Origin of the sequence: Mycolicibacterium novocastrense (assembly GCF_001570485.1) — a bacterium.
GTDB lineage: Bacteria > Actinomycetota > Actinomycetes > Mycobacteriales > Mycobacteriaceae > Mycobacterium > Mycobacterium novocastrense.
In genome coordinates this window covers 286369-310420 of sequence record NZ_BCTA01000026.1, presented here as the reverse complement: position 1 = coordinate 310420, position 24052 = coordinate 286369, and the positions used below count along the sequence as shown (strand labels likewise).

Below are 24052 nucleotides of genomic sequence, written 5' to 3'. Positions count from 1 at the left end.
CTCAGCGGCTGGGCTCGAGCTCGTAGTCCAACTGCGGCGGCGCCTCCGGGGTGCCGGGGATCTTCGTCCCGTTGATCGGGAACCGCGCAGTCTCTGGCACTTTGAGCAACGCAATCACACCGATGACACACGCGGCCATCATGTAGAAGGCGGGCATCAGGTTGTTGCCGGTCTCGACCACCATCCAGTCGTTGAGCGCCGGGGCGGTGCCCCCGAAGAGCGCCGTCGAGACGTTGTAGGCGATCGCGAACCCCGCGTACCGCACCTGAGTGGGGAACATCGCGGGGAAGGTCGCCGAGATGGTGGCCAGCTGCGGGACGTAGAGCAGGCCCAGCACGGCGTAACCGATGACGGCGCCGAGCACGCTCGTCGACATCAACATGAACATCGGCACGACGCCGACGAACAACCCAATCAGCGAGATCCACCACAACGGCTTACGCCCGAACCTGTCGGAGGCCAGGCCGGCGAACGGCAGGAACACCATCATCGAGAGCATGCCGATGATCGGGACGATCAGCGCCGTGTCGGTGGACAGCCCGATCGCGGTCTCCAGATATGTCGGCATGTAACTCAGCAGCGTGTAGTTCACGACGTTGAGCGCGACGACCAGACCGCCCAGCCGCAGGATCGGTCCCCAGTACCGGACGATCAGGTCCTTGAACTCCGCCCAGACGGTCTTCTCCCGCTCGCCCTCCTGCTCGAGGTCCTTGAAGACCGGTGTCTCGTCGAGCCGGGTGCGCAGGTAGAGGCCGATCAGCCCGAGGGGCGCGGCGATGAGGAACGGCAACCGCCAGCCCCAGGTGTTCATCTGGTCGTCGCCCAGCACCAACGAGAACCCCAGCATCATCAGCGCACCGGCAGAGAATCCTGCCAGCGTGCCGAACTCGAGAAAACTGCCCAGCAGTCCGCGTCGGCGCGCCGGCGCGTACTCCGCCATGAACGTGGCCGCACCGCCGTACTCGCCGCCGGTGGAGAAGCCCTGGATCATGCGCAGCACCACCATCAGCACCGGCGCCCACACTCCGATGGTGTCGTAGGAGGGCACCAGCCCGACGCAGAAGGTGGCGCCGGCCATCAGCAGGATCGTGACCGCCAGCACCTGCCGCCGGCCCAGCCGGTCGCCCAGCGGCCCCCACACGAAGCCGCCCAGGGGCCGGACCAGGAACGACACCGCGAACGTCATCAGCGCCAGTAGCGTCGCCGTGGCGCCGTCACCGGGGAAGATCGCCGCCGAGATGTAGGAGACGCCGTAGGCGTACAGACCATAGTCGAACCATTCGGTGGCATTGCCGATGGCCGACGCCGCGATGGCCTTCTTCACCACGCCCGGCGGTTGGTCCTGCTCGACGGAAGAATGATGCTGATCAGCGGAGTGAGCGGGATCTTCGGCGTCCATGGTTCCCTCGTGTCCGTCGACGCGGCTCCCGGTGCAGTTTCATGCGGCAAGCTCAGTGTGTATCGACACCGCAGGGCCTAGCCGTTGTCTTGTTGATGGTCCAATGCTGAACCCTTCCGTTGATACCCGATGTTCGCTCACTTCGCGTCGGAAGTCACCGAACCGTAACGCTGGCATCTGTGCAACAGTTTCACGAGACCGACGGGTGGGCACTTCTCTGCCATGTCCGTAACCGCATTTCAGGATCTACCGCTGGCTGAGCGGGACCGAGACTGGGACGGCGACGCCGCCGAGAAACGGGTCCGCAAGTGGGCCGACGCGCAGGACGAACCGAACGAGAAGTACCGCAATGCGCACGTCTGGTACGACAGCGACAAGAAGGACAACTTCACCGCCTACAAACTGCTGATCGCCGACGTGATCGGCGACAGTCTGAAGGTCGTGCCCCGCGGGGTGATGGCGGCGGGCGCGATCATGGACGGCGCCCGTGGCGGTATCGATCTGCCGAAGGACGACATCGACCGGGTGAAAAGCCACCTCGCCAAGTACTACAGGAAGATGGGCGACGACCCGCCGTGGGAGCGCCAGTAGCTACCCAGTAGCTACATTGCACGGGTGACCGCCGGCAGGTTCGCCCCGAGCCCCTCGGCGGACCTGCACATCGGAAACCTGCGCACCGCAATCCTCGCCTGGTTGTTCGCCCGCTCCACCGGCCGTCGGTTTGTCATGCGCGTCGACGACCTCGACGACCGCACGTTCGCCGATGTCGGGCGGCGCCAACTTTCCGATTTGGCGACGATCGGGGTGACGTGGGACGTCGTGGAGTGGCAGTCCGAACACCGCTCGCGTTACGACGCCGCGATCGCAGGATTGAAAGGCCGTGACCTGCTCTACGAATGTTATTGCAGCCGAAGGGATATCGCGCAGGCTCCGCGCGCACCGCATGCACCGCAGGGGGCCTACCCGGGCACGTGCCGCGACCTCACCGACGACGAGCGCGCCACGCGGCGGGCCGAAACAGGGCGCCCGCCCGCGCTGCGGTTGCGCACCGACGCGATCGTGCACACCGTCCACGATGTGCTGCACGGCGACTACACCGGCATCGTCGACGACTTCGTAGTGCGCCGCGGAGACGGGGTGCCTGCTTACAACCTCGCGGTCGTTGTCGACGACGCGGCACAGGGCGTCGACCAGGTGGTGCGGGGAGACGACCTGCTGCCCTCGTCGCCGCGGCAGGCGTATCTGGCGCGGATGCTCGGATACGCCGAGCCGGTGTACGCCCACGTTGCGCTGGTGCTCAACGCGGACGGCGCCCGGTTGGCCAAACGCGACGGGGCGGTGACGCTGGCCGAGATCGGCGTGCCGCGGGCGCTCGCCCAGATCAGCGAATCGTTGGGCTGGCGGGCTCGGGACGTCGAGGGCATGCTCGCCGAGTTCGATCCGGCCGCGCTTCCGCGGACACCGTGGATCTATCGGCCCGACTAGATCCTGTGCGAGGGGACCGCTTATGTACGGCGCTGCGCGGCGTGTCGCGGGCAGACGCGGTCGCTCGCGGGAAGGAAGGACATCAGGCGACGGGCGAGCGTCCCTTGGACACACGTTCGGCCGCCGCGAGAAGGTCGTCGCGGAACTGCGGATGCGCGATCGCGGCGAGCGCCTCACCGCGTTCGCGGACGGTCGCGCCCTCTAGCTCCGCGGCGCCGTACTCGGTGACGATCACGTCGACATGGTGTCGCGGCGTGGTGATCACCGCGCCAGGCCCGAACCACGGCACGATCCGCGAATGCAGTTGTCCGTTCTTCTCATACGTCGACGGCAGACAGATCAGCGAGCGGTCCGACAATTCGAGACCGGTGCCGGCGACGAAATCCTCTGCACCGCCGACACCGCTGAACTGGTTGCCGTCGATGGTGTCGGCGACGACCTGACCGCCGATGTCGATCGCGAGCGCGCCGTTGATGGACACCATCTCGTGGTTGGCGGCGATCACCTCGGGTGCGTTGACGATCTCCACCGGCAGGAACGCGACGTCGTGGTTGCCGTCGAGCCAGGTGTACAGATCCGCCGAGCCGAACGCGAACGTCGTCACGCTCACGCCGTCGTAGATGCCCTTGCCGGTGTTGGTGACCTTGCCCGCACGATGCAGTTGCATACAGCCGTCGGTGAACATCTCGCTGTGCAAACCGTATTCGCCGCCGTCGCCCTCGGCCAGCAACGCCGCGATCTGGCTGGGGATCGAACCGATTCCCGTCTGCAACGTCGCGCCGGGCCGGATGAAGGCGACGGCGTGCCGCGCGATCGCGACATCGGCCTGGGTGGGGGCCGCGCCCGGAAGTGAGAGCGGCGCGTCGGCCGAGTGCACGAGGATGTCGATCTCGTCGACGTGCAACGCGTGCCGGTGCTCGTCGCCGAGCCCGAACGTGCGCGGGTAGGCCGAGGATGTCTCGACGATCAGCCAGCGATCGGGATCGGCTCCGGCGCGGTGCAATTCGTTGACCGTGCCACCGGCGTGCAGGGCCAGCGAGCACCAGCCGTCGGCGTCCGGCGGTGTGGCGACGGTCGTCATCACCCGCGGAGACTGGCGTTCGAGCAGCGGGCCGAAGCGGCGAAAGTCCGCCGGCGCGAACTCGACATCGGCGTCTGAGTCCCGCAGGGCCCGTTCGAGCGGACCGTAGAAACCCGACAGATAGCGCACGCCGGGGCGGGCGAACAGCTCGGTGCCGACCGCCAGCAGCGCCCCGTAGACGCGAAGGTTCGTCCAGTCGTCGCGTTCGCCCAGCGCGCGCAGGAACGCCGGCGGTTGGCCCGGACCCAGCGGTATGCCCAATGTGTCGTCGGTCGCGAGTCGCGCGGCGGCCTGCACGGCGGTGAGCTCGATCGGCATGGCGAGAACCTACCGCGCCGAGTGTGGGATCGACACACACTCACCGGCCTCGACGCGTGCGGGTAACCCACGTTCGCGCTACAACTCTTTATGGGCCCACGGCGAGCCGTAGGCCCTCAACAGGTCCAGGAACGGCACCGCATCGAAGGCCTCCGGGCCCAGCACACCGCTGCCGCTCCAGGTGCCGTTGGCCAGAAGCTCAAGTGCGACAACCGGATTGATCGCCGTCTGCCAGACCACGCACTGATGCCCGTATTCGGCCATCGACCATTCGTTGTCGACGACGTGGTACAGGTAGGTCGAGCGGGGGTTGCCGTCCTTGCCGGTTCCCGTCACCCACAGCCCAGCGCAGGTCTTTCCACGCATCTTCGGCCCGAGCGTGGCGGGATTGGGCAGGCATGCCGCCACCACGTCGCGGGGGCTCACCTCGACTCCCCCGACCGTCACCTTCTCGGTGCGGTCGAGCCCGAGCTTGTGCAGGGTCTTGAGCACGTCGATGAATTCGTTTCCGAGCCCGTACTTGAATGTCGCGCGTTTGCATTTGACCCAGCGCGGCATCAGCAGCACCTCTTCGTGCTCGACGTTCACGCACTCGACCGGGCCGATACCGTCGGGAAAGTCGAAAACCTCTGGCTCGCTGAAGGGTTCGGTGGTGAACCAACCCCGGTCGGCCTCCCAGATCACCGGAGGGTTGAGACACTCCTCGATGGTGGTCCAGATCGAGAACGACGGCGCGAAGTCGTAACCGTCGACGGTCAGGTTCGACCCGTCGCGGGTACCGAGCTCATCGATCTCGGCGAACAGGTGGTCGGCGGCGTAGCGCGCGAACACGTCCGACAGCCCAGGCTCGACACCGATGCCCACCAACGCCAGCCGGCCGGCGTCGCGCCAGCGCTCCTCTGCGGCGAACTGCTCGTCGCCCAGCTTGACCCCGGTGAGCGCGTACGGCTGCTCCGGGTGGCGCCGCGACAGGCTCATCGCCAAGTCGAGGTAATCGGCGCCGCCGGCCAGCGCGCCGTCGAAGATCGGCATCACGAATCGCGGATCGACCGCGTTCATCACATGGGTGATCCGGTGGGTGCGAACCAGGTCGGCGACGGCGTCGGCGGAGGTGGCGTCGACCCGCGCGGAGACGAACCGCGCATCGCCCACCGCGTCGGCGGCCTGCCGGGCCCGGTCCTCGTCGTAGTCGGCGACGACGAGCGTGCCGAAGAAGTCGCGTCGCGTCGCGATCGAGCAGAAGGCCGCGCCCACTCCGCCGGCGCCGATCAGCAGAATCCGCATGCGCTAGACGCTATCCCGCCGAGAGTGGCCTTGATGCACGCTCCGACACCCGACAGCGTGCGGGTAACCCACGTTCGCGCCATGAGTGTCAGGGCGTTCGTGTCGCGTAGTACCGGCCCAGCACGTCGGCGCGCAACTCGTCGAACTCACCCGTTTCGATGGCCGCGCGGATGCGGTCGACCAGCCGAACCACGAACCGCTCGTTGTGGATGGTGCACAGCGTCGCCGACAGGATCTCCTTGGCCTTGAACAGGTGATGAATGTAGGCCCGGGTGTAGTGGGCGCAGGTGTAGCAGTCGCACTCGGCGTCGATCGGGGCGAAATCCCGACGGAACCGAGCATTGGTGATGTTGAAGCGGCCGGTCGTCGAGTACACCGCGGCGTTGCGGGCCACCCGCGACGGGGAGACGCAGTCGAACGTGTCGGCACCCGCGGCGATCGCGTCGAACAGATCGTCGGGCTCGCTGATGCCCAGGAGGTGACGGGGTTTGTCGACGGGCAGCTCGTCGACCACCCACCCGACGATGGTGGCCAGGTTCTGCTTCTCCAGCGCGCCGCCGATGCCGTACCCGTCGAATTCGAGGCCCTCGGCGGGCCCGGCTTGTGCGCCGATCGTGACCAGGCCGCGGGCGGCCTGCCTACGCAGGTCCTCGTACTGGGCGCCCTGCACGATCCCGAACAACGCCTGTTCGAGCTTGTCCGGTCGCTCGGCCCGCAGCCGCCGGTGCTCGACCAGGCAGCGCACCGCCCAGTCGTGGGTCCGCTGCACCGAGCGCTCCTGGTACCCGCGGGTGTTGACCAGCGTGGTCAACTCGTCGAAAGCGAAGATGATGTCGGCGCCGAGCTGGTGCTGGATACCGATCGACACCTCGGGGGTGAACCGGTGGGTGGACCCGTCCAGGTGCGATCGGAACGTCACCCCGTCGTCGTCGACGTTGGCCAGTCGCTCCTTGCCTTCGGCGATGATGTCGTCGGCCTGGATGCGCTCGGCGTCCATCGCGAGCACTTTGCGAAAGCCCGCGCCCAGCGACAACACCTGGAAGCCGCCGCTGTCGGTGAACGTCGGACCCGGCCAGTTCATGAACGCCGACAATCCGCCGGCCTCGTCGACGATGTCGGGGCCCGGCTGCAGATACAAGTGATAGGCGTTGGCCAGGAGCGCTTGGGCGCCAAGCTGTTTCATGGTCTCCGGTAGCACCGCCTTGACGGTCGCCTGGGTGCCGACGGGAATGAACGCCGGGGTGCGGATCTGACCGTGCGGGGTGCGGATGACGCCGGTGCGGCCGGCCCTGCCGGGTAGTTCGGCCGTCACGCTGAAAAACGGGGCCGGCGACTCTTTCGGAGCTGCAGATTTCGGCACGGCCACGCCGTAGATTCTGCACTGTGACAAATCGGTGGGTGCTGACGTGCTGTGCGGCCGCGATCGTGCTGGCGCCGGCCGCATGTTCGAGTCCCCCGGATTACGCGCCGCCGAAGGGCGAACTGGTCGCGGGCACGGCGCAGATCACGGTCAACGGCAACGACACGGGCACCACCGACACGGTGCAGTGCGACACCACGGGCTACCTCACCACGATCACCACCGGTGACCAGACGTCCGGGGTCACCGCGATGGTCTCGAACAAGGACGATTTGGCCGTCGAATCGGTCGGGATCAACAACGTCGGCGGCTTCACCGGCAGCTACACGGCCGGGGTGGGCGACACGGCCGAGGCGGCGGACATTGCCGAGATCTCGATGACGGGCCGGACCTACGACATCTCTGGGACAGCCGACGGCTTCAACACCGACAACCCCAGTTTCCGCGCTTCGGGCACCTTCAGCATTCGGGTGTCCTGCTGAGCAGGCCTTGCGGCCGATGATCAATTTTTGCCCGAAACGCTGTTGGCGGGTTTGCCGCGAACCATACTGCTTTCTGATGATCCGATCTTGACGGGTCACACACACAAAGGAGAACAGGGTGAAGCGTGGTTTCCTGGTCGCCATCGGCGGCGCGGCGATCGTGATCGCCGGACTATCCGGCTGCTCCTCGGGTGAGAAGAAGTCCGAAACTTCGGGTGAGACATCGACGGCCGCGTCGGCGGAGGGTAAGACCACCGTCACGATCGACGGTCAGGATCAGGCCGTCCAGGGCACCGTGGTGTGCAGCGACATGGGCGGAAACACCAACATCGCGATCGGCGACGCCACCACGGGCATCGGCGCCGTCGTCAGCTCCGGCGACGAACCGACGGTGCAGTCGGTCGGCCTGGGCAATGTCAACGGCGTGACGCTCGGCTACCAGAGCGGCGCGGGCCAGGGCGAGGCCAAGGCCGAAAAGGACGGCAAGACGTACAAGATCAGCGGCACCGCGACGGGCGTCGACATGGCCAACCCGTTGCAGCCGGTCAACAAGCCTTTCGAGATCGAGGTCACCTGCCCGTAGGCATCTCATCGAGCGCGAGTGAAGGCGGCGTCCCGACAGGGGCGTCGCCGTTTTTCATCCGGTGTAACCGGCGGCCGACTGCCGCAACTGCCAGATCTGCGCCGGGCACAGTTCGTTGACCGCCTGGTTGATCAGGTAGGCGCCCTGATACTTGTCGGTCGTGTGGAAGTCGGCGGTCACCTGGTCCACCAGCTGGCCGTAGCTCATCTTGCCCGCCACCCGGTCGCAGATCGTCCTGCCGTAGCCGATGGCGGCGTCGGCGTTGGGGAAGTTGTATCCCGGTCGCACATGCACGTTGACCAGGTATGCGACCGCGTCGGCGTTGGCCGCCGGAGCGGAGATCATCGCAGCCGCACCCGCGGCGGCGACCAGCGTAACCATCACCTGCTTCATGGCTGAAGAGCTTATTCCGTGCCCACCGTCGATGCGGGGCACTTAGGCTAGCCACCTATGAGGCTCATGGCTGCAGCTGCGCTCGCATGCGGATTCGTCGCCGCACCGCTGATGACCGCCGCGAACGCGCCGGCGTCCCCCGGCTACTGCGACGGCGCCGATTGTGTTCCGTACGTGGATCGCAGCGCGGTGGAGGGCACGCACTGCGTGCAGAACACCCGGTACAACTTCGGGATCGACGCCTCGGGCAACACTCTGGCGTGCAACTCGCGCAGCACCTGGGTCTCGTCGCCCCCGCTGATCGGCGTCCGCACCAACCGTCTTCCATGCGGTGACGCGACCGGGATGGCCCAGACCCCCGACGGCATTCCGCTGAGCTGCAAAGGCGGCGCGTGGACGCCCGACTACCAGGTGATCTTCTACGGCTGACGCTCGGCACGCGCTGTCGGCGAAAGTCTCGGCGGCGTCACCAGTTTGGGGCAGCCTGCCGTGCTCGGGGTGTGATCTGCGCCTCGCTATTGTTTTGAGACCCAACGCGTGTGTGTGGATGCGTGAGGAATGGGGGCAAGCGGGGTACAACCACGGGCGTGGTGATCGATGTGCGTCTGCGGCCGGCAGACCCTCTGAGGATCGAGGTCCCGGCCACTGCGGATCGACTGGCACAGATTCGTCGCAGTTTGGTCGGGTGGATGGAACCGATCGGTGTGCCCGACGACGTGGGTGCCGATATCGTGCTCGCGGTCAACGAGGCCGCTACCAACTGCGTCGAGCATGCCTATCAGAACTGCCCCGACGGGGTGATGGTGGTCGAAGCAACCGTCAAGGACGGGCGGATCGTGGTCTGTATCTCCGATCAGGGCCAGTGGCGAACCCCGAGCACGGAGCCGACGACCCGCGGGCGCGGGCTGCCGATCATCCGCGCGGTGGGTGACGGTGTGGAGGTCAGGCGATCGACGTCGGGCACCACGGTGCGCATCGACTTCGACGTGAATGCCGGGGACCGCGGTCAGGAATTGGGTAGCCGAACCACCTGAACGAAGAACTCGTCGATCTGGCGGACGGCGTTCATGAACTGATCCAGATCGACGGGCTTGGTGACATACGCGTTGGCGTGCAGTTTGTAGCTGCGCAGGATGTCTTCCTCTGCCGACGAAGTGGTGAGCACCACCACGGGGATGTGGCTGAGTTCTGCGTCGGACTTGATCTGCTCGAGCAACTGCCTGCCGTCGTATTTCGGCAGGTTCAAATCGAGCAGGATCAGGTCGGGGCGCGGCGCGTCGGCGTATTTGCCCCGGCGGTAGAGGAAGTCGAGACCCTCCTCGCCGTCGTGCGCGACGTGCAGGGTGTTCTTGATCTTGTTGTGCTCGAACGCTTCTCGGGTGATCAGTTCGTCACCCGGGTCGTCCTCGACGAGCAGCACGTCGATCGCCCGGCCGTCCAGTGTCATGCAGTTGATCCTTCCATTTCGGCCTCGACGGGGTCGTCGACGACGCAGGGAATGGTGAAGCGGAACCTGGTGCCCTCGGCGTGGCCGGTGTCGATCCAGATGTTACCGCCGTGGTGTTCGACGATCTTCTTGCACAGTGCGAGGCCGATCCCCGTCCCGGTGTAGACCTCGCGGCCGTGCAGCCGCTGAAAGATCACGAACACCTTCTCGGCGAACTCCTCGGGTATGCCGATGCCGTTGTCGGTGACCGTGAAAAGCCACGCGCCCTCGCGCGTGCCCTCACCGACCGCGCAGTCGATGACGATTCGCGGTGCGGCGTCGGGTCTGCGGAACTTCACCGCGTTGCCGATCAGGTTCTGCCACAGCATCGTCAGCAGGGTCGGGTCGCCCTTGACGGTGGGCAGCGGCTCTCCGGTGCGGACCACCTCGGCGCCGGATTCCTCGATCGAGGCGGCCAGGTTGTCGATCGCGTCGGTCAGCACGGCATCGAGGTCGACGTCGGTTTCGGTCGCGCTGAGCCTGCCGACGCGGGAGAACGTGAGCAGGTCGTTGATCAGCACCTGCATGCGCTTGGCGCCGTCGACGGCGAAGCGGATGTACTCGACGCCGCGCTCGTCGAGCTTGTCGCCGTAACGCTTCTCGATCAGCTGGCAGAACGAAGCCACCTTGCGCAGCGGTTCCTGCAGGTCGTGTGACGCCACGTAGGCGAACTGTTCGAGTTCGGCGTTCGACCGTTGCAGTTCCAGGGCCTGCTCGCCGAGTTGCTCCCTGGCCGACCGCGACGCGGCAAGTTCGTCGACGATGCGTTGGCGCATGTCCTCCACGTCCGAGGCGATCGCCTGAATGTCGCGCGGGCCGCTCACCGAGATCTTCTCGTCGAAGTTGCCCTCGGTGATCCTGCGGCACGCCGCAGCCAGCCGCTCCAGTGGCCGCGTGACCGCCTTGCGCACCAGCACCGCCAGCACGATGCCCGCGACGAAGAACGCCACGATGATCGCGATCAACAGCGTGTCTCGCCAGGTCTGCACAGAGGCGAGCTCGTTGACCGCGTCCTGGCGGGCCTGCGCCAGATCGCGATTCTGGTTGTCGAACAGCACGCGCAGTTCGTCGAACCCCTCTTTTCCCCGCTCGGCGGTGGCGGCGTCCAAAACCTTCGGAACCCCGGGTGTCACCGAGGCGATCAGCGGGTCGGCGTACGTCGAGCGCCAGTCCGCCGCGGCGTTCTCGATCGCCTCCAGGTCGCTGAGGAGCTTCTCCCGGTGGCCGATCCCGTCGCGGATCTGGCGCGCCGCCTCGTTTTGGACCTGCTGGCCCTCGAAGTAGGGGTCGAGGAATTGGAGATCGGCGGCGATCGCATAGCCGCGGACGGCCGTCTCCTGGTCCCGCAGGGCCGCCTGCAGCTGATAGGCCGCCACGCGGGCGGGCTGGATGCCGAGGTTCAGCTCGCGCGACACTTCGTCGGTCCGGTTCAACAGCAGCGCGCCGACGATCGCGCCGCCGATGACGACCACGCCCATCAAGGACAGCACGAGGTTCTGCCACCCTTGGACGGTGAGGCGACCCCTCATCCGGTGATCGTCCGCTCCACCCGCACCACCGCGATGTCGTCGCTGATACCTCCCACGGACTGCGCGCGGCGCTCGACGTCGTCGATCAGGGCGCTGACGAACTCGCGGCCCGGCAGGTGCGCGTAGCCCCTGGCCACTTCGAGCAGACCCGCCTCGCCGAGACGTTCGGTTCCGCGGCCGGACCGACCCTCGAACAATCCGTCGGTCAGCAGCACCAGGCCGTACCCGGGCGGCAGTTCGAAGAGGTTCAGCGGCCACTCGTGGCCGTACAGGCCGAGCGCGGGGCCGACCCTGGGTTCCAGCCACTCCACGGTGTTCTTTCCGTGCAGCAGCATGCCGGGATGACCGGCGGATACGACGTTGAAGCTGAGGGTGTCCGTGGACATCGCCACGCTGATCACCGTCGCGAAGATGCTCGATCCCGGCCGTTCGGTGCTCAGGATCCGTTCCAGTTGGCGCATGCGTTCGTTGCCCCGCAACCCGGCGAACGTCAGCGCCCGCCAGCCGATGCGCAAGGCCACGCCGAGCGCTGCCTCGTCGGGTCCGTGCCCGGCCACGTCACCGACCATCACGTGCAGTGTGCGGTCGGGCGTCTGCACGAAGTCGTAGAAGTCGCCGCCGAGCAGGGCGTGCTGCCGGCTGGGCCGGTACTCGGCGACGATGTCGATTCCGGGTTGTTCCAGCAGCAGCGGCGACGGCAGCAGGCCACGCTCGAGGCGAGCGTTCTCCATGGCGCGCAGCTCGCTGGCGTGCAGTTCCACCGACGTCAGCTCCGCGCGTTTGCGTTCCACCGCGTAGAGCAGCGCACGACGCAGCGTCTCGGGTTCGACACGGCCCTTGACGAGATAGTCCTGGGCGCCGGCGGCGACGGCCGAGATGCCGAAGTGCTCGTCATTGAGGCCGGTCAACACGACGATCGGCATGGTGATGTCACGCCTGGCCACGCGGTCGAGCGCCTTGATGCCGTCGGCGTCCGGAAGGTTCAAATCCAGCAGCACGCAGTCGGGCCGGGAGACCTCCAGATGCTGTTCGGCGTCCTCCATGGACGGCGCCCATATCACGTCGATGTGGGCGTCGGCGTCGGCGATCAACTCCTCGACCAGGATGGCGTCGGCACGGTCGTCCTCGACGAGCAGCACCGAAAAAGGGCGTAGCGCGGCGCCACCACCGGCCGAGGCCGAGGGGTCCTGGTCATGAAGCGCGCGCATATACCAATTCTCTCGGTTTGGTCACCGCGGTCGCCTCGACCTCTGCTTCAGTGACAGATCCTGACAATAGTGCCCGAATCGATGTGGCGGTGGCGGAGGGATTTGAACCCTCGGACGGGGGTTACCCGTCACACGCTTTCGAGGCGTGCTCCTTAGGCCGCTCGGACACGCCACCGTGTGGCAGCTTACCGGGCACACACCGGTCTACTCCAATCGCTGCGGGGCGAGCGTCTTCTGTTCGCGAGAGTTACACCAGGGTCGTGAACTTCGGTCGACCGCGACCCGGTTGTACGTCTCGCGAAGGAACAAACGTCAGCGCTGCCGGGAGAAGAAGGCCTCCAGCGGCGCCGCGCATTCGTCGGTCAGCACGCCGCCGCGCACCTGTGGGCGATGTGTCAGGCGCCTGTCGCGCACCACATCCCACAGCGACCCGACGGCCCCCGTCTTGGGTTCCCACGCGCCGAACACCACCCGCGCCACGCGCGCCATCACCAACGCGCCCGCACACATCGTGCAGGGTTCGACGGTGACCGCCAGCGTGGTCCCCTCCAACCGCCAGCCGTCGCCGAGCACCGCCGCGGCGGCCCGGATCGCAAGGATCTCGGCGTGCGCGGTGGGGTCGCCGAGGGCTTCGCGCGCATTGGCGGCGCGGGCGAGTTCGGTGCCGTCGGCCGCGACGACGACCGCACCGATCGGCACGTCACGCGGACCGGCGGTGCCGGCGGCCGCGAGGGCGGCGCGGATGAGCGACTCGTCATCGGGGATCGTGCGCAATCACCGACCCAAACGGTCGAGTACCGCCGACAACTCGTCGGCGAAGCCCATCTCGCGGGCGATGCGGCCGAGCTGTTCGTCGGCGTAGAGGTCGGATTCGTCGAGAATCACGCCGAGCACGGCCTCGGGCAGTCCGATGTCGGAGAGCAGACCCAAATCGCCCTCCTCGAACGGTTCGGCCTCCTCGAGTTCCTCGGGCTCGATGTCGGCGTCGAGCATCTCCAACGCCTCCGCGGCGATGTCGTAGTCCAACGCGGCGGTGGCATCCGACAAAAACAGCCGTGCGCCCGAGGGGGCGGGCCGCACGATGACGAAGAACTCGTCGTCGATGTCGAGCAGCCCGAACACCGCTCCCGCACTACGGATTTCGCGCAGCTCCCGCTCGGCGTCGGTGAGGCTGGTCAGGGCAGCCTTGCGCATCGGCGCGCATCGCCACTTGCCGTCCTCACGGACGACAGCGACGCCGAAGCCGTCGGGAGTGTCCGTGGACTGCTCCCGCGCTTGTGCACGCTGTGCTCCCATGTCGGCCTACGGTAGTCGCCGACCATGCCCTTTACCATGCCCTTTTCCATGCCCTTCTGCATGTCCTCACCCCTTCTGTCCACTCCTGACGTCGGTCGATAGCGCTCGATATGCCAACCTTGAGAGGTGACCAACACCCCGGTTTGCGTGCTCGGCCTCGGGCTGATCGGCGGCTCGGTCATGCGCGCCGCAGCGGCCGCCGGACGCGAGGTGTACGGCTACAACCGGTCGCTGGAGGGTGTGGCGGCCGCGACCGCCGACGGGTTCGACGCCACCGAAGACCTCGAGGCCGCGCTGAAGCGGGCTGCCGCCGACGATGCGCTGATCGTGCTGGCGGTGCCGGTGCCCGCGCTGGGTCAGATGCTCAGCCACATTCGCCAAACCGCCCCGGACTGTCCGCTGACAGACGTGACGAGCGTGAAAACCGCTGTGCTGCAGGCGGTCCAGGCATACGGGCTGCTGAAGCGATTTGTCGGCGGTCACCCGATGGCGGGCACCGCGCACTCGGGTTGGGCAGCGGGCGACGCCCGGTTGTTCGTGGACGCACCGTGGGTGATCTCCGTCGACGAACATGTTGAACCGCAGTGCTGGACGCTGGTCATGAACCTGGCGCTGGACTGCGGCGCGTTCGTCGTTCCGGCCCGCTCGGACGAACACGATGCGGCCGCCGCCACGATCTCTCATCTGCCCCACCTGCTGGCCGAGGCGCTCGCCGCCACCGCCGGGGAGGTGCCGCTGGCGTTCGCGCTGGCGGCCGGGTCATTTCGCGACGGCACCCGCGTTGCCGGCACCGCGCCCGACCTGGTGCGGGCGATGTGCGAAGCCAACGCCGGCGAACTGCTTCCGGTGTTGGACCGCACGCTCGAACTGCTCGGGACTGCCCGCGATGCGCTGGCCGCGCACCAACCGCTGACCGAACTCGTCGACTCCGGGCACGCCGCCCGGATTCGCTATGAGAACTTCGGCAGGCCCGAGATCGTCACGATCGTCGTCGGCGAAGAGCAGTGGCGCGAGGAACTGGCCGCGGCGGGTCGCGCCGGCGGGGTGATCAGATCCGCTCTGCCAACCCCGGGTAGTCGAGGATGAACCCGTCCGAGTCGACGCTGATCGTGGTGTCGGCGACCGGTGAGTGCAGCTTGATGCCGTCTTCGGCGCTGCTGTAGCTGATCACCGCCGTCTCCACCGTCAGGTCCGGCAGTCGCACGTACACGACCGGACAGCTGATCGAATCGGTCCGCTCATACAGCCCGGTACGCCGAATCGGCAGGGCGTTGAAGAACGGGCTGAAGATGACATCGACGTCCAGTGCACCGTCGTACCCGGAGCGGCGTGACTCGCCGGTGTGCTGCTGAACCAGCCACATGTTCTCTTCGTCGCGCGCGATCGACAGCTGCCGTTCCCGTTCGGCGAGGGTGACGGTCATGGACAACCGTTTGGTGCCGCCGGCCTCGTCGGTCACCAAGTTGTAGGAAGCGGAGAACGCCGGGTGAGACGGCGTCGCGGCGGCCACGATCCGCCCGTACGCCTTGATGCGGTTGCCCGACACATGCACCCGGACCGATTCCATCCGCGGGACATCGTGCGCCCGCCACGTCAGGATCGCCGGCCATGTCTTCTCCGAGCCGCCTGCTTCACTCACCCCTATACCGTATGCGAAGGGTCCCCTCGTTCGTAACGTGCTCCGCCGTTGCTTTTCCGGGCGCGCTGTGCTGTTGCGGGGGGACGGGATTCGAGGGCGACTTCGTCGCCGAGGAACGGCTGGGGCATGCGCCGCCGGCCCCGCAGCCGGCCGGTTCCCGGCACCGAGAGCCACACCGCGAACGCGAGCGCGGCGTCGAGCAGCAACGCCAGCGCCGTCACCATCAGCGCGCCGACCAAGGCCAGGTGGAACTGGCGCACCTTGATGCCGTCGATCAGATAGCGGCCCAGCCCGCCGAGACTGGCGTACGCGGCGACCGTCGCGGTGGCCACGATCTGCAGCGTGGCGGTCCGCAGTCCGCCCAGGATCAACGGCAGCGCGATCGGCGTCTCCACCCGCAGCAGGATGCGACGTTCGGTCATGCCCATCGAGCGGGCGGCGTCGACGACCGTGCGGTCCACGTTGGCGATGCCGGCATAGGTGCCCGCCAGCAGCGGCGGAATTCCCAGCAGCATGAGCGCGACGGTCGGCGGAATCAGGCCGAGCCCCCACAGCAGCACGCCGAGCAGCAGCACACCGAGCGTGGGCAGCGCGCGCAACGCGTTGACACCGGTGACGACGATGAAGGTCCCCCGACCGGTGTGGCCGATCAGCATCCCGACCGGAACGGCGATGAGCGCCGAGAACAACAGCGCGACCACCGTGTATTCGAGGTGTTCGAGCGTGCGGGCGAGCAACCCGGCCGGCCCGCCCCAGTTGGCCGCCGTGAACAGGTAGGACAGGGCCTCCTGCAGGAACCCCATCGGACCCGTCACGACGCCGCCTTGAGCCGGCGCCACACGGGCACCCCGCGGGTCGCGCGCGTCCACGGTGTGAGCGCCTTACCGACCATCATGATGAGGGTGTCGATGACGATCGCGAGCACGAAGATCGCGATGATGCCCGCGATGATCTGGTCGCTCTTGTTGGCCTGGTAGCCCTCGGTGAACCAGGTGCCCAGCCCGCCGATGCCGATCACCGATCCGACCGACACCATGGAGATGTTGGTGACCGCGACCACGCGCAAACTGGCGATCAGGACCGGAACGGCCAGGGGCAGTTCAACTTTCACCATCCGGGTCAGGGGTCGGTATCCCACCGCCGTCGCGGCGTCGAGCACCGTGGGCGACACCGCGTCCAACGCCTCGGGCACCGCCCGCACCAGCAGCGCAACGGTGTAGAGCGTCAGCGCCACGATGACGTTCGCCTCGTCGAGGATGCGTGTGGGAATGATCAGCGGCAGGACCACGAACAAGGCCAGCGACGGGATGGTGAAGACGATGCTGGCGGTGACCGTGGTCAGGCGTCGCACCGTGGTGGTGCGCTGGATCGCGGCGCCCACCGGAACGGCGATGATCAGCCCGAGCACGATCGGGATCAGCGACAGGCGCAGATGGATCACCGTCAGCGCCCACAGGTCGTCGAGGTGCGTGAGCAGATAGCGCATCCGCTAGCCCAACTCCGGGACCCGACGTTGCTTGTCGAGTTCGGCCAGCACGTCGTCTGCGGCCACCCCGCCGATCAGTCGCCCGTCGTGGTCCACGGCGACCCCCAGTCCGCTCGGCGAGGACAGCGCGGCGTCGAGCGCGTTGCGCAGCGTCCCGTCCGGCCGGAACAGCGAACCTCCGCCGATCGTGCTGTCGTAGAGCGACTTTCCGGTGCGGCGCAGGGCCACGCCGTCGGCATTGATCCACGCGTACGGTTTCCCGTCGTCCTTGGTGACCAGCTTCCACTCGCCGGGACCCAATTCGAGCGCGTCGACATCGCCTTCATCGACGTGGCCGATGTCGTGCAGCGGCAGTCCCGATGCGTGGAAGAACTGCAGACCGCGGTATCCGCGGTCGGCGCCGACGAACGCCGCCACCTCCTCGTTTGCCGGATTGGACAAGACGAACGCGGGTTCGCCGTACTGCTGCAGCACCCCGCCGCGGCCGAACACCGCGACGCGGTCGCCGAGCTTGACCGCCTCGTCGATGTCGTGGGTGACGAAGACGATGGTCTTGCGCAGTTCGCTTTGCAGACGGGCGATTTCGGCCTGAAGCTCCTCACGTACGACGGGGTCGACGGCGCTGAACGGTTCGTCCATCAACAAGATCGGTGGGTCGCCCGCCAGTGCCCGCGCCACACCGACACGCTGCTGTTGGCCGCCGGACAGTTGCGCCGGATAGCGGGCGGCGAGCTTGATGTCCAGACCCACGCGTTCCATCACCTCGAGTGCGGATCGCCGTGCGCTGCGCCGGGATTCGCCCCGCAACACCGGGACGGTGGCGACGTTGTCGACCACCCGCAGGTGCGGCATGAGCCCCGCGCTCTGGATCACATAACCGATGCCGAGCCTCAGCTTGACCGGATCCACCTTGGTGACGTCGCGTCCGTCCACGGTCAGGGTGCCCGAACTGGGCTCGATCATCCGGTTGATCATCCGCATCGAGGTGGTCTTGCCGCAGCCCGAGGGGCCGACGAAGACCGTCAACGTGCCCTCGGGCACCTCGAGGGTGAGGTCGTCGACCGCGACGGTGCCGTCCGGATACCGCTTGGTGACGTTCGAGAAGCTGATCATGACTGTCCGCTCTTCGCGCAAGCGCTCATCGCTTCTGCACCGGTTCGTCGAATCCCTTGTCCGTGATCCACTTCTGCGCCGCTTCGTCGGGGTCGATGCCGCGGTTTCCTTCGACCGAGGTGTTGAGCTCGATCAAGGCCTCGGTGGTGAGCTGCGCGCTGACCGCGTCGAGCACCGTCTTGAGTTCGTTCGACATCTTCTGCGAGGCGACCAGCGGCACGACATTGGCGGCCAGGAACACGTTCTCGGGATCCTCGAGCACGACGAGGTTGCTCTGTTCGATCGCCGGCGAGGTGCTGAAGATGTTGGCGGCGGTGATCGTCCCGCTGTTGAGCGCCTGCACCGTCGCCGGGCCGCCGCCGTCGCTGATGGCAACGAAATTCGCCGGGGCGATGTCGAGGCCATACCGTTCCTTGAGGCCCACCAGGCCGGTGACGCGGGTCTGAAACTCTGATGGCGCACCGACTTTCACTTCCGCGGAGTGCTTGGCGAGATCACCGATGGTTTTCAGGTTCCATTTCCGCGCGGTCGCCTCGGTCACCGCGAGGGTGTCCTTGTCCTCCGCCGGAGACGGATACAGGATCGACAGGTCCCCGGGCAGTACCTTGAGCAGAGCGAGCAGGACCGCGTCGGGGGTGGTGGCGGTGGTGTCCTCGTCGAAGTACTGCAGCAGGTTGCCCGTGTACTCGGGGATGAGGTCGATCGAGTGGTCCTGCACGGCGGGGATATAGGTCTCACGGCTGCCGATCCCGAACTGGCGGCGCACCGTGAAGCCGTTGGCCTCCAGCGCCTGGGCGTAGATCTCGCCGATGATCTTGGACTCGGTGAAGTCGGCGGACCCGACCGCGATCGTCTTGAGGTCACCGGAGATCTCGCCGCCGCCGAGGGGGTTCGAGCTTCCGCAAGCCGTGCCCATCAGGACCGCGAGAAGCGTGACCACCACGACGAACGGCGCGCGCCGGTGTCGCGGCATCGAGGTCATGAATCCGACAGTATCGACATCGCCGCAGCTACGCGCGGTTTGTCGCGCCGGTGATTCGACGGGCCACGTCAAATGCCGTTTGTCAGGGACCGGAAAGGGCAAACTTGGAACCATGAGCACCGATCCGTATGGGGCGTCAGCGCCGAACGAGCCGGAACCCTACGGCCCGCCCAACCCGGGGCCGCCGGTTCCGCCGACGGACGGTGAGATGGCCGACCGCACATCACCGTCGGTGAAGAAGGTCCATTTCACCCGCGCGGCGGCGCTGTGGTCGGCGGTGATCGCCGGTTTCCTCATCCTGATCCTGTTGCTGATCTTCATCGCGCAGAACACCGAGTCGACCGAGTTCGCCTTCCTCGGTTGGCACTGGTTCATGCCGCGCGGTGTGGCGATCCTGTTCGCAGCGGTATGCGGCGGCCTGATCACGGCGCTGGCGGGTGCAGCGCGCATGGTCCAACTACGCCGCGCCGCCAAGAAGAACTACAAGGCCGCGCTCCGGTAGCTCCCGTTAGCGAATCGACTCGAGTCCGGCGTCGATCAGCGGGGCGACCGCGTCGTCGACCATCGTGACGAAGTCCGATGGCGCACCGCCCACCCGGCCGCGGTAGGCGATGCCCGCCGCGATGATGGCGAGCTTGAAGTACGCCAACCCCATGTAGAACTCCCAGTGGTCCAGCGGCTGACCCGAGGCCACCGAATACCGTTGCGCGAGTTGGTCTGCCGGCGGTATCAGCGGTGACGCCCACGCGGCGTCGGCATGCACCAGGTTGAACATCGGGTGGCGGTACACGCACATCAGGGCGGCATCGCTGATGGGATCGCCCAGGGTCGACATCTCCCAGTCCAGCACCGCGAGCACCTTGGTGCCGTCGGTGGCGTCGAGCATCGTGTTGTCGATGCGGTAATCACCGTGCACGATCGCGCTGCGGCTCTGCGGCGGGATCGCCTCTCCGAGCGCGGTGTGCAGCCGCTTGACGTCGGCATCGCGTTCGTCCCCGTCACCGTTGCGGTCTCGGCGCACCAACTCCCACTGGCCGCCCCAGCGCTTCACCTGGCGCTCGAGGTATCCGGTGGGCTTGCCGAAGTCGCCGAGGCCGACCTCCTCGGGGTCCAGGGCGTGCAGGTCGGCGAGCACCTTGATCAACGCGTCGACACAGGCGTCGATGTCGGCCTTGTCGCCGAGGGCCTCGAGCTCGGATGCGTGGCGGATCACGCGCCCCTCGACGTACTCGACCATCTGGAACGGTGCGCCGAGCACCGAGTCGTCGTTGCGCATGGTCACCGCGCGCGGGACTGGCACGACGGTGTTCTGCAGCGCGGAGATCACCTTGTATTCGCGGGCCATGTCGTGCGCCGACGGCGTCAGACCGTGCAGCGGGGGCCTGCGCAGCACCCACTTCGATTGGTCGTCGCAAACGAGGAAGGTCAGGTTGGAGCGTCCCCCCGAGATCAACTCGGCGCGCAGGTCACCGGAGCGGGCGATGCCCTCCGAACCCAGATGACGGTCAAGGGCGTCGAGGTCGAGCCCTTCGGGTGAAACGGTCATTCGCAAATGTCTACCACTGCTGATTTCTGGGCAGCAGGTCCCATACGTGCTCGGTGGAGTTGACGCCCGCCACGAAGAACGCCTCGCGCGACGACGACCACAACAACCGGGTGATACCGGCGTAGTCGACCTGCACGCACAACAGCCGCTCGGTGCCCATGACGTCGTGGACCACGGCGTTGATCACGCCGCCGTGGCTGAACAACGCCACGGTGTCCTCCCGCTCGGCGGCCCTGACGATGTCGTCGACCCCGGCCTTCACCCGGGCGATGAACGCCGACTGGTCGACGCCGCTGGGCAGCTCACCGTTGGCGAGGCGGCGCATGTCCTCTTCGGAGATCTCCTCGACCGGCGTGTAGTGCGAGAGGTCGCGGTCGTATTCGGCCAGCCGGTCGTCGATGTCGATCGACAGCCCGAGCGCTTCCGCGACCGGCTCGGCGGTCTGAATCGCGCGCCTCTGCGGGCTGCTGACCAACCGCGAGATGGGGAACCGCGCCAGCGCGTCGGGCAGGCGTTTGGCCTGTTCGATGCCCTCCTCGGAGAGGTCGGGATCGGAGCCCTGCCCCGGCTCGCTGCGCAGGGGCAGAGCGTGTCGAATGATGAGCAACTGCACCGTGCCACCATATGGCCATGGGTTCAGAGAGGGATTTCGCAGCCGAGTTGTTCGATCTTTCCGACCGCGTTGTGCTGGTCACCGGCGGTAGCCGCGGGTTGGGTAAGGAGATGGCGATGGCCGCCGCAAGGTGCGGCGCGAACGTCGTGATCGCCAGCCGCAAATACGACTCGTGTGTGGCGACGGCCGAGGAGATCACCGCCGCGACCGGCCGAGCCGCACTGCCCTACCAGGTGCATGTGGGGCGGTGGGATGAGCTCGACGGGCTGGTCGATGCCGCCTACGAGCGGTTCGGCAAGGTCGACGTGCTGGTCAACAACGCCGGGATGTCGCCGCTGTACGAGTCGCTGCCCTCCGTCACGGAGAAGCTGTTCGATTCGGTGATCAACCTGAACCTCAAGGGCCCGTTCCGGTTGTCCGCGCTGGTCGGTGAGCGCATGGTCGCCGACGGCGGCGGCTCGATCGTCAACGTGAGCTCGAGCGGTTCGCGCCGTCCCCGCCCCGAGCAGCTCCCCTACTCGGCGGCCAAGGCGGGGCTCAACGCGCTGACCGAGGGGCTGGCGCTGGCCTACGGGCCGACGGTGCGGGTGAACACGCTGATGCCGGGCCCGTTCCTGACCGACATCAGCAAGGCCTGGGACATCCCGGCGACGCAGAAGGGCGCGCAGCACTTCGCGTTGCAGCGCCTTGGCGAGCCACCCGAGATCATCGGTGCCGCATTGTATTTGATGTCGGACGCGTCGAGCTACACGTCGGGTTCGATCATCCGCGTCGACGGCGGCATGCCATGATTTTTTTGTGCGATTTCGGTGTCGCAACCGTCGGTGGCGAGCGACTGTTTGGACACCGAAATCGCTAAGGCGTGACGATGTTGAACGCCGGGTCCGGGCGGTCCAGCACACCGATCAGCGACTGCAGCGCACCTGTGTCGCCGGAGATGTCGAGCCCGGGTGAGCTGTCGTCGCCCGCGGCGAGCGCGAGCAGGCGCAGCTTGCTGGCCACGTTGACGGTCGCCTGAGCCGACGCCTCGTCGGCGGCCACCCTGCGGTGCACCAGAACGCCGTTGCGCAGTGTCAACCGGTAATTGGTGCCGGTGTCGCCGAAGGTGACGTCGACGGCGATGTCCAGATCCCATGCGCGCGGGCCGTTCACGCTGATCGCAAACGCGTCGAAGATCTGCTCGGGGGCCAGCTGCATCACCATCGACGTCGACGCGGTCTGCGTGGGGGTGCCGAAGTTGCCGTCGCGAAGTTCGGTCGCTCCGGAGAGAAAGAAGTTGCGCCACACCGCGTTCTCCGCACCGTAGGCCAGCTGTTCGAGGGTGTCGGCGTAGAGTTCGCGGGCGTCGTGGTGTTCGTCGGTGAACATCACATGATCCAGAAGGGTTGCCGCCCAACGGTAGTCACCTTGTTCGAAGGCTTCGCGCGCTATCTCGACCACGCGGTCCAGGCCACCCATCGCCTCGACGTAGCGGGGGCCTGCGGCTTCCGGTGGATGCGCCCACAGCCGTCCCGGGTTGCCGTCGAACCACCCCATGTAGCGCTGATAGACCGCCTTGACGTTGTGGCTGACCGACCCGTAGTAGCCGTGCGCGTGCCATGCCTTCTGCAACGCAGGCGGAAGCGTGAAGTCCTCGGCGATCTCGATACCGGTGAATCCCTGATTCAGTTGGCGAAGCGTCTGGTCGTGTAGGTACGCGTACAGATCGCGTTGCAGCGACAGGTATTCGACGATCTGGTCCCTGCCCCAGGTGGGCCAGTGATGTGAGGCGAACACGACGTCGGTGCGGTCGGCGAACGTGTCGATCGCCTCCGTCAGGTAGCCGGCCCACCCGTGCGGGTCACGCACCAGCGCGCCCCGTAGCGTCAGCAGGTTGTGCAGGTTGTGGGTGGCGTTCTCGGCCATGCACAGCGCGCGGAACTTCGGGAAGTAGAAGTGCATCTCGGCGGGCGCCTCGGTGCCCGGAGCCATCTGGAACTCGATCTCGACGCCGTCGACCGTATGTCTCTCGCCGGTCGACCGGATGTCGACCGTCGGAACGATCAGCGCCACTTCACCCGTCGACGTCACCTGTCCCAGCCCGCATCCCACCTGTCCCTGGGGTCCGCGCGCCAGCAGCGCGCCGTACATGTAGCTCGCCCGGCGGCCCATCGCGGTGCCCGCGTACACGTTCTCCTGAACGGCGTGTTCGGTGAAGTGTTCGGGCGCGATGACCACGACCCGGCCCGCGTCCACGTCGGCCTGCGAGGTGACCCCCAGGACGCCACCGAAATGGTCGACGTGGCTGTGGGTATAGATGACGGCGTTCACCGCGCGGTCCCCCCGGTGTTCGCGGTACAGCGCCAGCGCCGCCGCGGCGGTCTCCGTGGAGATCAACGGGTCGATGACGATGACGCCGGTGTCGCCCTCGACGAACGTGATGTTGGACAGGTCGAATCCCCGCACCTGATAGATGCCCTCGACCACTTCGTAGAGGCCCTGTTTGGCGCACAGCCGGCTCTGTCGCCACAAGCTGGGATGCACCGATGGCGGAGCGTCGGCATCCAGGAACGAGTAGGTGTCGTTGTCCCAGACCACCCTGCCGTCGGCCGCCTTGATCACACAGGGCTCCAGCGCCGCGATGAAGCCGCGGTCGGCGTTGTCGAAGTCCGCGGTGTCGTCGAACGGCAGCGCCGTCAGGTGCTCGCGGTGTGCGGACTCGATGACGGCGGTGGGGGGTTTCTGCTGCATGGCGACACGATATTCATCCCGAGGTTGGCGCGGGGCTGG

The 24052-nt window shown here is 67.0% G+C and carries 27 protein-coding genes and 1 tRNA gene; 9 read left to right on the top strand and 19 right to left on the bottom strand.

Features of this window, described 5'->3' with window-relative positions; all coding sequences use genetic code 11:
* Position 1 precedes the first annotated feature (1 nt).
* Positions 2–1399 (bottom strand): MFS transporter, encoded by a 1398-nt coding sequence (locus RMCN_RS09900; protein ID WP_064416047.1) that lies wholly within the window; start codon positions 1397–1399, stop codon positions 2–4.
* A gap of 222 nt (positions 1400–1621) precedes the next feature.
* Between RMCN_RS09900 and RMCN_RS09895 the strand changes: the two genes are divergently transcribed.
* Both RMCN_RS09895 and gluQRS read left to right on the top strand, forming a co-directional pair.
* Positions 1622–1990 carry a hypothetical protein gene (locus tag RMCN_RS09895; protein ID WP_064416048.1) on the top strand — a complete coding sequence of 123 codons (369 nt, stop codon included), beginning with the start codon at positions 1622–1624 and terminating at the stop codon, positions 1988–1990.
* 24 nt (positions 1991–2014) lie between these two features.
* On the top strand, positions 2015–2884 hold the full coding sequence (gene gluQRS / locus RMCN_RS09890) for a tRNA glutamyl-Q(34) synthetase GluQRS (RefSeq protein WP_084377308.1): 870 nt from the start codon (positions 2015–2017) through the stop codon (positions 2882–2884).
* A gap of 82 nt (positions 2885–2966) precedes the next feature.
* Here gluQRS and RMCN_RS09885 read toward each other — a convergent pair whose 3' ends face one another.
* The 3 genes from RMCN_RS09885 to tgt form a co-directional block, all read right to left on the bottom strand.
* Positions 2967–4283, bottom strand: coding sequence for an acetyl-CoA hydrolase/transferase family protein (locus RMCN_RS09885; protein ID WP_064416050.1), 1317 nt, complete (start codon positions 4281–4283; stop codon positions 2967–2969).
* Positions 4284–4361: 78 nt separating this feature from the next.
* Complete coding sequence (locus RMCN_RS09880) at positions 4362–5567, bottom strand: saccharopine dehydrogenase family protein (RefSeq protein ID WP_067388681.1); 1206 nt, start codon at positions 5565–5567, stop codon at positions 4362–4364.
* A gap of 88 nt (positions 5568–5655) precedes the next feature.
* Complete coding sequence (gene tgt / locus RMCN_RS09875; RefSeq protein ID WP_234787627.1) at positions 5656–6933, bottom strand: tRNA guanosine(34) transglycosylase Tgt; 1278 nt, start codon at positions 6931–6933, stop codon at positions 5656–5658.
* 17 nt (positions 6934–6950) lie between these two features.
* On the opposite strand from tgt, the gene RMCN_RS09870 reads away from it, so the two are divergent.
* Complete coding sequence (locus RMCN_RS09870) at positions 6951–7409, top strand: lipoprotein LpqH (RefSeq protein ID WP_067388678.1); 459 nt, start codon at positions 6951–6953, stop codon at positions 7407–7409.
* Between the two features lie 118 nt (positions 7410–7527).
* Positions 7528–7992, top strand: coding sequence for a lipoprotein LpqH (locus RMCN_RS09865; RefSeq protein WP_064416053.1), 465 nt, complete (start codon positions 7528–7530; stop codon positions 7990–7992).
* Between the two features lie 54 nt (positions 7993–8046).
* Here RMCN_RS09865 and RMCN_RS09860 read toward each other — a convergent pair whose 3' ends face one another.
* Positions 8047–8385 carry a DUF732 domain-containing protein gene (locus RMCN_RS09860; protein WP_067388676.1) on the bottom strand — a complete coding sequence of 113 codons (339 nt, stop codon included), beginning with the start codon at positions 8383–8385 and terminating at the stop codon, positions 8047–8049.
* Positions 8386–8442: 57 nt separating this feature from the next.
* On the opposite strand from RMCN_RS09860, the gene RMCN_RS09855 reads away from it, so the two are divergent.
* Together RMCN_RS09855 and RMCN_RS09850 are read left to right on the top strand one after the other, a co-directional pair.
* Positions 8443–8814, top strand: coding sequence for a hypothetical protein (locus RMCN_RS09855; RefSeq protein ID WP_064416055.1), 372 nt, complete (start codon positions 8443–8445; stop codon positions 8812–8814).
* A gap of 110 nt (positions 8815–8924) precedes the next feature.
* Positions 8925–9419, top strand: a complete 495-nt coding sequence (locus RMCN_RS09850; RefSeq protein WP_308206403.1) for an ATP-binding protein — start codon at positions 8925–8927, stop codon at positions 9417–9419.
* Here RMCN_RS09850 and RMCN_RS09845 read toward each other — a convergent pair.
* The 6 genes from RMCN_RS09845 to RMCN_RS09820 form a co-directional block, all read right to left on the bottom strand.
* Positions 9392–9832: a response regulator gene (locus RMCN_RS09845; RefSeq protein WP_064394836.1), complete on the bottom strand. Its 441-nt coding sequence runs from the start codon at positions 9830–9832 to the stop codon at positions 9392–9394. The genes RMCN_RS09850 and RMCN_RS09845 overlap by 28 nt on opposite strands.
* Entirely contained in the window at positions 9829–11400 is a 1572-nt protein-coding gene (locus RMCN_RS09840; RefSeq protein ID WP_067388674.1) for a sensor histidine kinase, read from the bottom strand. Before RMCN_RS09840 ends, RMCN_RS09845 begins: the two co-directional genes overlap by 4 nt.
* On the bottom strand, positions 11397–12608 hold the full coding sequence (locus RMCN_RS09835; RefSeq protein WP_110765799.1) for a PP2C family protein-serine/threonine phosphatase: 1212 nt from the start codon (positions 12606–12608) through the stop codon (positions 11397–11399). Before RMCN_RS09835 ends, RMCN_RS09840 begins: the two co-directional genes overlap by 4 nt.
* Before the next feature lie 84 nt (positions 12609–12692).
* Positions 12693–12783, bottom strand: a tRNA-Ser gene (locus tag RMCN_RS09830).
* 137 nt (positions 12784–12920) lie between these two features.
* On the bottom strand, positions 12921–13373 hold the full coding sequence (locus tag RMCN_RS09825) for a nucleoside deaminase (protein ID WP_067388831.1): 453 nt from the start codon (positions 13371–13373) through the stop codon (positions 12921–12923).
* A 9-nt stretch (positions 13374–13382) separates the two neighbouring features.
* The gene (locus tag RMCN_RS09820; protein WP_064416059.1) at positions 13383–13904 is read right to left on the bottom strand and encodes a tRNA adenosine deaminase-associated protein; all 522 of its coding nucleotides are present in this window, start codon (positions 13902–13904) and stop codon (positions 13383–13385) included.
* A gap of 126 nt (positions 13905–14030) precedes the next feature.
* On the opposite strand from RMCN_RS09820, the gene RMCN_RS09815 reads away from it, so the two are divergent.
* A complete protein-coding gene (locus RMCN_RS09815; protein WP_084377304.1) occupies positions 14031–14990 on the top strand; it encodes a prephenate dehydrogenase in 960 nt (319 codons plus the stop codon).
* Here RMCN_RS09815 and RMCN_RS09810 read toward each other — a convergent pair.
* From RMCN_RS09810 to RMCN_RS09790, 5 genes are read right to left on the bottom strand one after another with little or no spacing between them, the layout of a single operon-like run.
* On the bottom strand, positions 14953–15543 hold the full coding sequence (locus RMCN_RS09810) for a putative glycolipid-binding domain-containing protein (RefSeq protein WP_067388672.1): 591 nt from the start codon (positions 15541–15543) through the stop codon (positions 14953–14955). The genes RMCN_RS09815 and RMCN_RS09810 overlap by 38 nt on opposite strands.
* A gap of 2 nt (positions 15544–15545) precedes the next feature.
* Positions 15546–16346 (bottom strand): ABC transporter permease, encoded by an 801-nt coding sequence (locus RMCN_RS09805; RefSeq protein ID WP_067388827.1) that lies wholly within the window; start codon positions 16344–16346, stop codon positions 15546–15548.
* A gap of 8 nt (positions 16347–16354) precedes the next feature.
* Positions 16355–17029, bottom strand: a complete 675-nt coding sequence (locus RMCN_RS09800) for an ABC transporter permease (protein WP_064416061.1) — start codon at positions 17027–17029, stop codon at positions 16355–16357.
* Between the two features lie 3 nt (positions 17030–17032).
* Positions 17033–18142, bottom strand: coding sequence for an ABC transporter ATP-binding protein (locus tag RMCN_RS09795; protein ID WP_067388670.1), 1110 nt, complete (start codon positions 18140–18142; stop codon positions 17033–17035).
* A gap of 25 nt (positions 18143–18167) precedes the next feature.
* Entirely contained in the window at positions 18168–19058 is an 891-nt protein-coding gene (locus RMCN_RS09790; protein WP_234787633.1) for an ABC transporter substrate-binding protein, read from the bottom strand.
* Positions 19059–19236: 178 nt separating this feature from the next.
* Between RMCN_RS09790 and RMCN_RS09785 the strand changes: the two genes are divergently transcribed.
* The gene (locus RMCN_RS09785; protein WP_064416064.1) at positions 19237–19626 is read left to right on the top strand and encodes a LapA family protein; all 390 of its coding nucleotides are present in this window, start codon (positions 19237–19239) and stop codon (positions 19624–19626) included.
* 6 nt (positions 19627–19632) lie between these two features.
* On the opposite strand, the gene RMCN_RS09780 is transcribed toward RMCN_RS09785, so the two are convergent.
* Positions 19633–20670: a phosphotransferase family protein gene (locus tag RMCN_RS09780; protein ID WP_067388667.1), complete on the bottom strand. Its 1038-nt coding sequence runs from the start codon at positions 20668–20670 to the stop codon at positions 19633–19635.
* Between the two features lie 10 nt (positions 20671–20680).
* A complete protein-coding gene (locus RMCN_RS09775) occupies positions 20681–21283 on the bottom strand; it encodes a histidine phosphatase family protein (protein WP_067388666.1) in 603 nt (200 codons plus the stop codon).
* Between the two features lie 17 nt (positions 21284–21300).
* On the opposite strand from RMCN_RS09775, the gene RMCN_RS09770 reads away from it, so the two are divergent.
* Positions 21301–22074: an SDR family NAD(P)-dependent oxidoreductase gene (locus RMCN_RS09770; protein ID WP_067388825.1), complete on the top strand. Its 774-nt coding sequence runs from the start codon at positions 21301–21303 to the stop codon at positions 22072–22074.
* Positions 22075–22138: 64 nt separating this feature from the next.
* On the opposite strand, the gene RMCN_RS09765 is transcribed toward RMCN_RS09770, so the two are convergent.
* Entirely contained in the window at positions 22139–24013 is a 1875-nt protein-coding gene (locus RMCN_RS09765; protein WP_067388664.1) for an alkyl/aryl-sulfatase, read from the bottom strand.
* Positions 24014–24052: the final 39 nt, after the last annotated feature.

Excerpts from the sequence above, each read along its gene's own strand:
- RMCN_RS09835 (WP_110765799.1), bottom strand. The coding sequence starts at position 12,608 with ATGCGCGCGCTTCATGACCAGGACCCCTCGGCCTCGGCCGGTGGTGGC.
- RMCN_RS09785 (WP_064416064.1), top strand. The coding sequence starts at position 19,237 with ATGAGCACCGATCCGTATGGGGCGTCAGCGCCGAACGAGCCGGAACCC.
- RMCN_RS09800 (WP_064416061.1), bottom strand. The coding sequence starts at position 17,029 with ATGCGCTATCTGCTCACGCACCTCGACGACCTGTGGGCGCTGACGGTG.
- RMCN_RS09840 (WP_067388674.1), bottom strand. The coding sequence starts at position 11,400 with ATGAGGGGTCGCCTCACCGTCCAAGGGTGGCAGAACCTCGTGCTGTCC.
- RMCN_RS09790 (WP_234787633.1), bottom strand. The coding sequence starts at position 19,058 with ATGGGCACGGCTTGCGGAAGCTCGAACCCCCTCGGCGGCGGCGAGATC.
- RMCN_RS09885 (WP_064416050.1), bottom strand. The coding sequence starts at position 4,283 with ATGCCGATCGAGCTCACCGCCGTGCAGGCCGCCGCGCGACTCGCGACC.
- RMCN_RS09860 (WP_067388676.1), bottom strand. The coding sequence starts at position 8,385 with ATGAAGCAGGTGATGGTTACGCTGGTCGCCGCCGCGGGTGCGGCTGCG.
- RMCN_RS09880 (WP_067388681.1), bottom strand. The coding sequence starts at position 5,567 with ATGCGGATTCTGCTGATCGGCGCCGGCGGAGTGGGCGCGGCCTTCTGC.
- RMCN_RS09780 (WP_067388667.1), bottom strand. The coding sequence starts at position 20,670 with ATGACCGTTTCACCCGAAGGGCTCGACCTCGACGCCCTTGACCGTCAT.
- RMCN_RS09805 (WP_067388827.1), bottom strand. The coding sequence starts at position 16,346 with ATGGGGTTCCTGCAGGAGGCCCTGTCCTACCTGTTCACGGCGGCCAAC.
- RMCN_RS09770 (WP_067388825.1), top strand. The coding sequence starts at position 21,301 with ATGGGTTCAGAGAGGGATTTCGCAGCCGAGTTGTTCGATCTTTCCGAC.
- RMCN_RS09820 (WP_064416059.1), bottom strand. The coding sequence starts at position 13,904 with ATGGGAGCACAGCGTGCACAAGCGCGGGAGCAGTCCACGGACACTCCC.
- RMCN_RS09895 (WP_064416048.1), top strand. The coding sequence starts at position 1,622 with ATGTCCGTAACCGCATTTCAGGATCTACCGCTGGCTGAGCGGGACCGA.
- RMCN_RS09855 (WP_064416055.1), top strand. The coding sequence starts at position 8,443 with ATGAGGCTCATGGCTGCAGCTGCGCTCGCATGCGGATTCGTCGCCGCA.
- RMCN_RS09765 (WP_067388664.1), bottom strand. The coding sequence starts at position 24,013 with ATGCAGCAGAAACCCCCCACCGCCGTCATCGAGTCCGCACACCGCGAG.
- RMCN_RS09845 (WP_064394836.1), bottom strand. The coding sequence starts at position 9,832 with ATGACACTGGACGGCCGGGCGATCGACGTGCTGCTCGTCGAGGACGAC.
- RMCN_RS09795 (WP_067388670.1), bottom strand. The coding sequence starts at position 18,142 with ATGATCAGCTTCTCGAACGTCACCAAGCGGTATCCGGACGGCACCGTC.
- RMCN_RS09900 (WP_064416047.1), bottom strand. The coding sequence starts at position 1,399 with ATGGACGCCGAAGATCCCGCTCACTCCGCTGATCAGCATCATTCTTCC.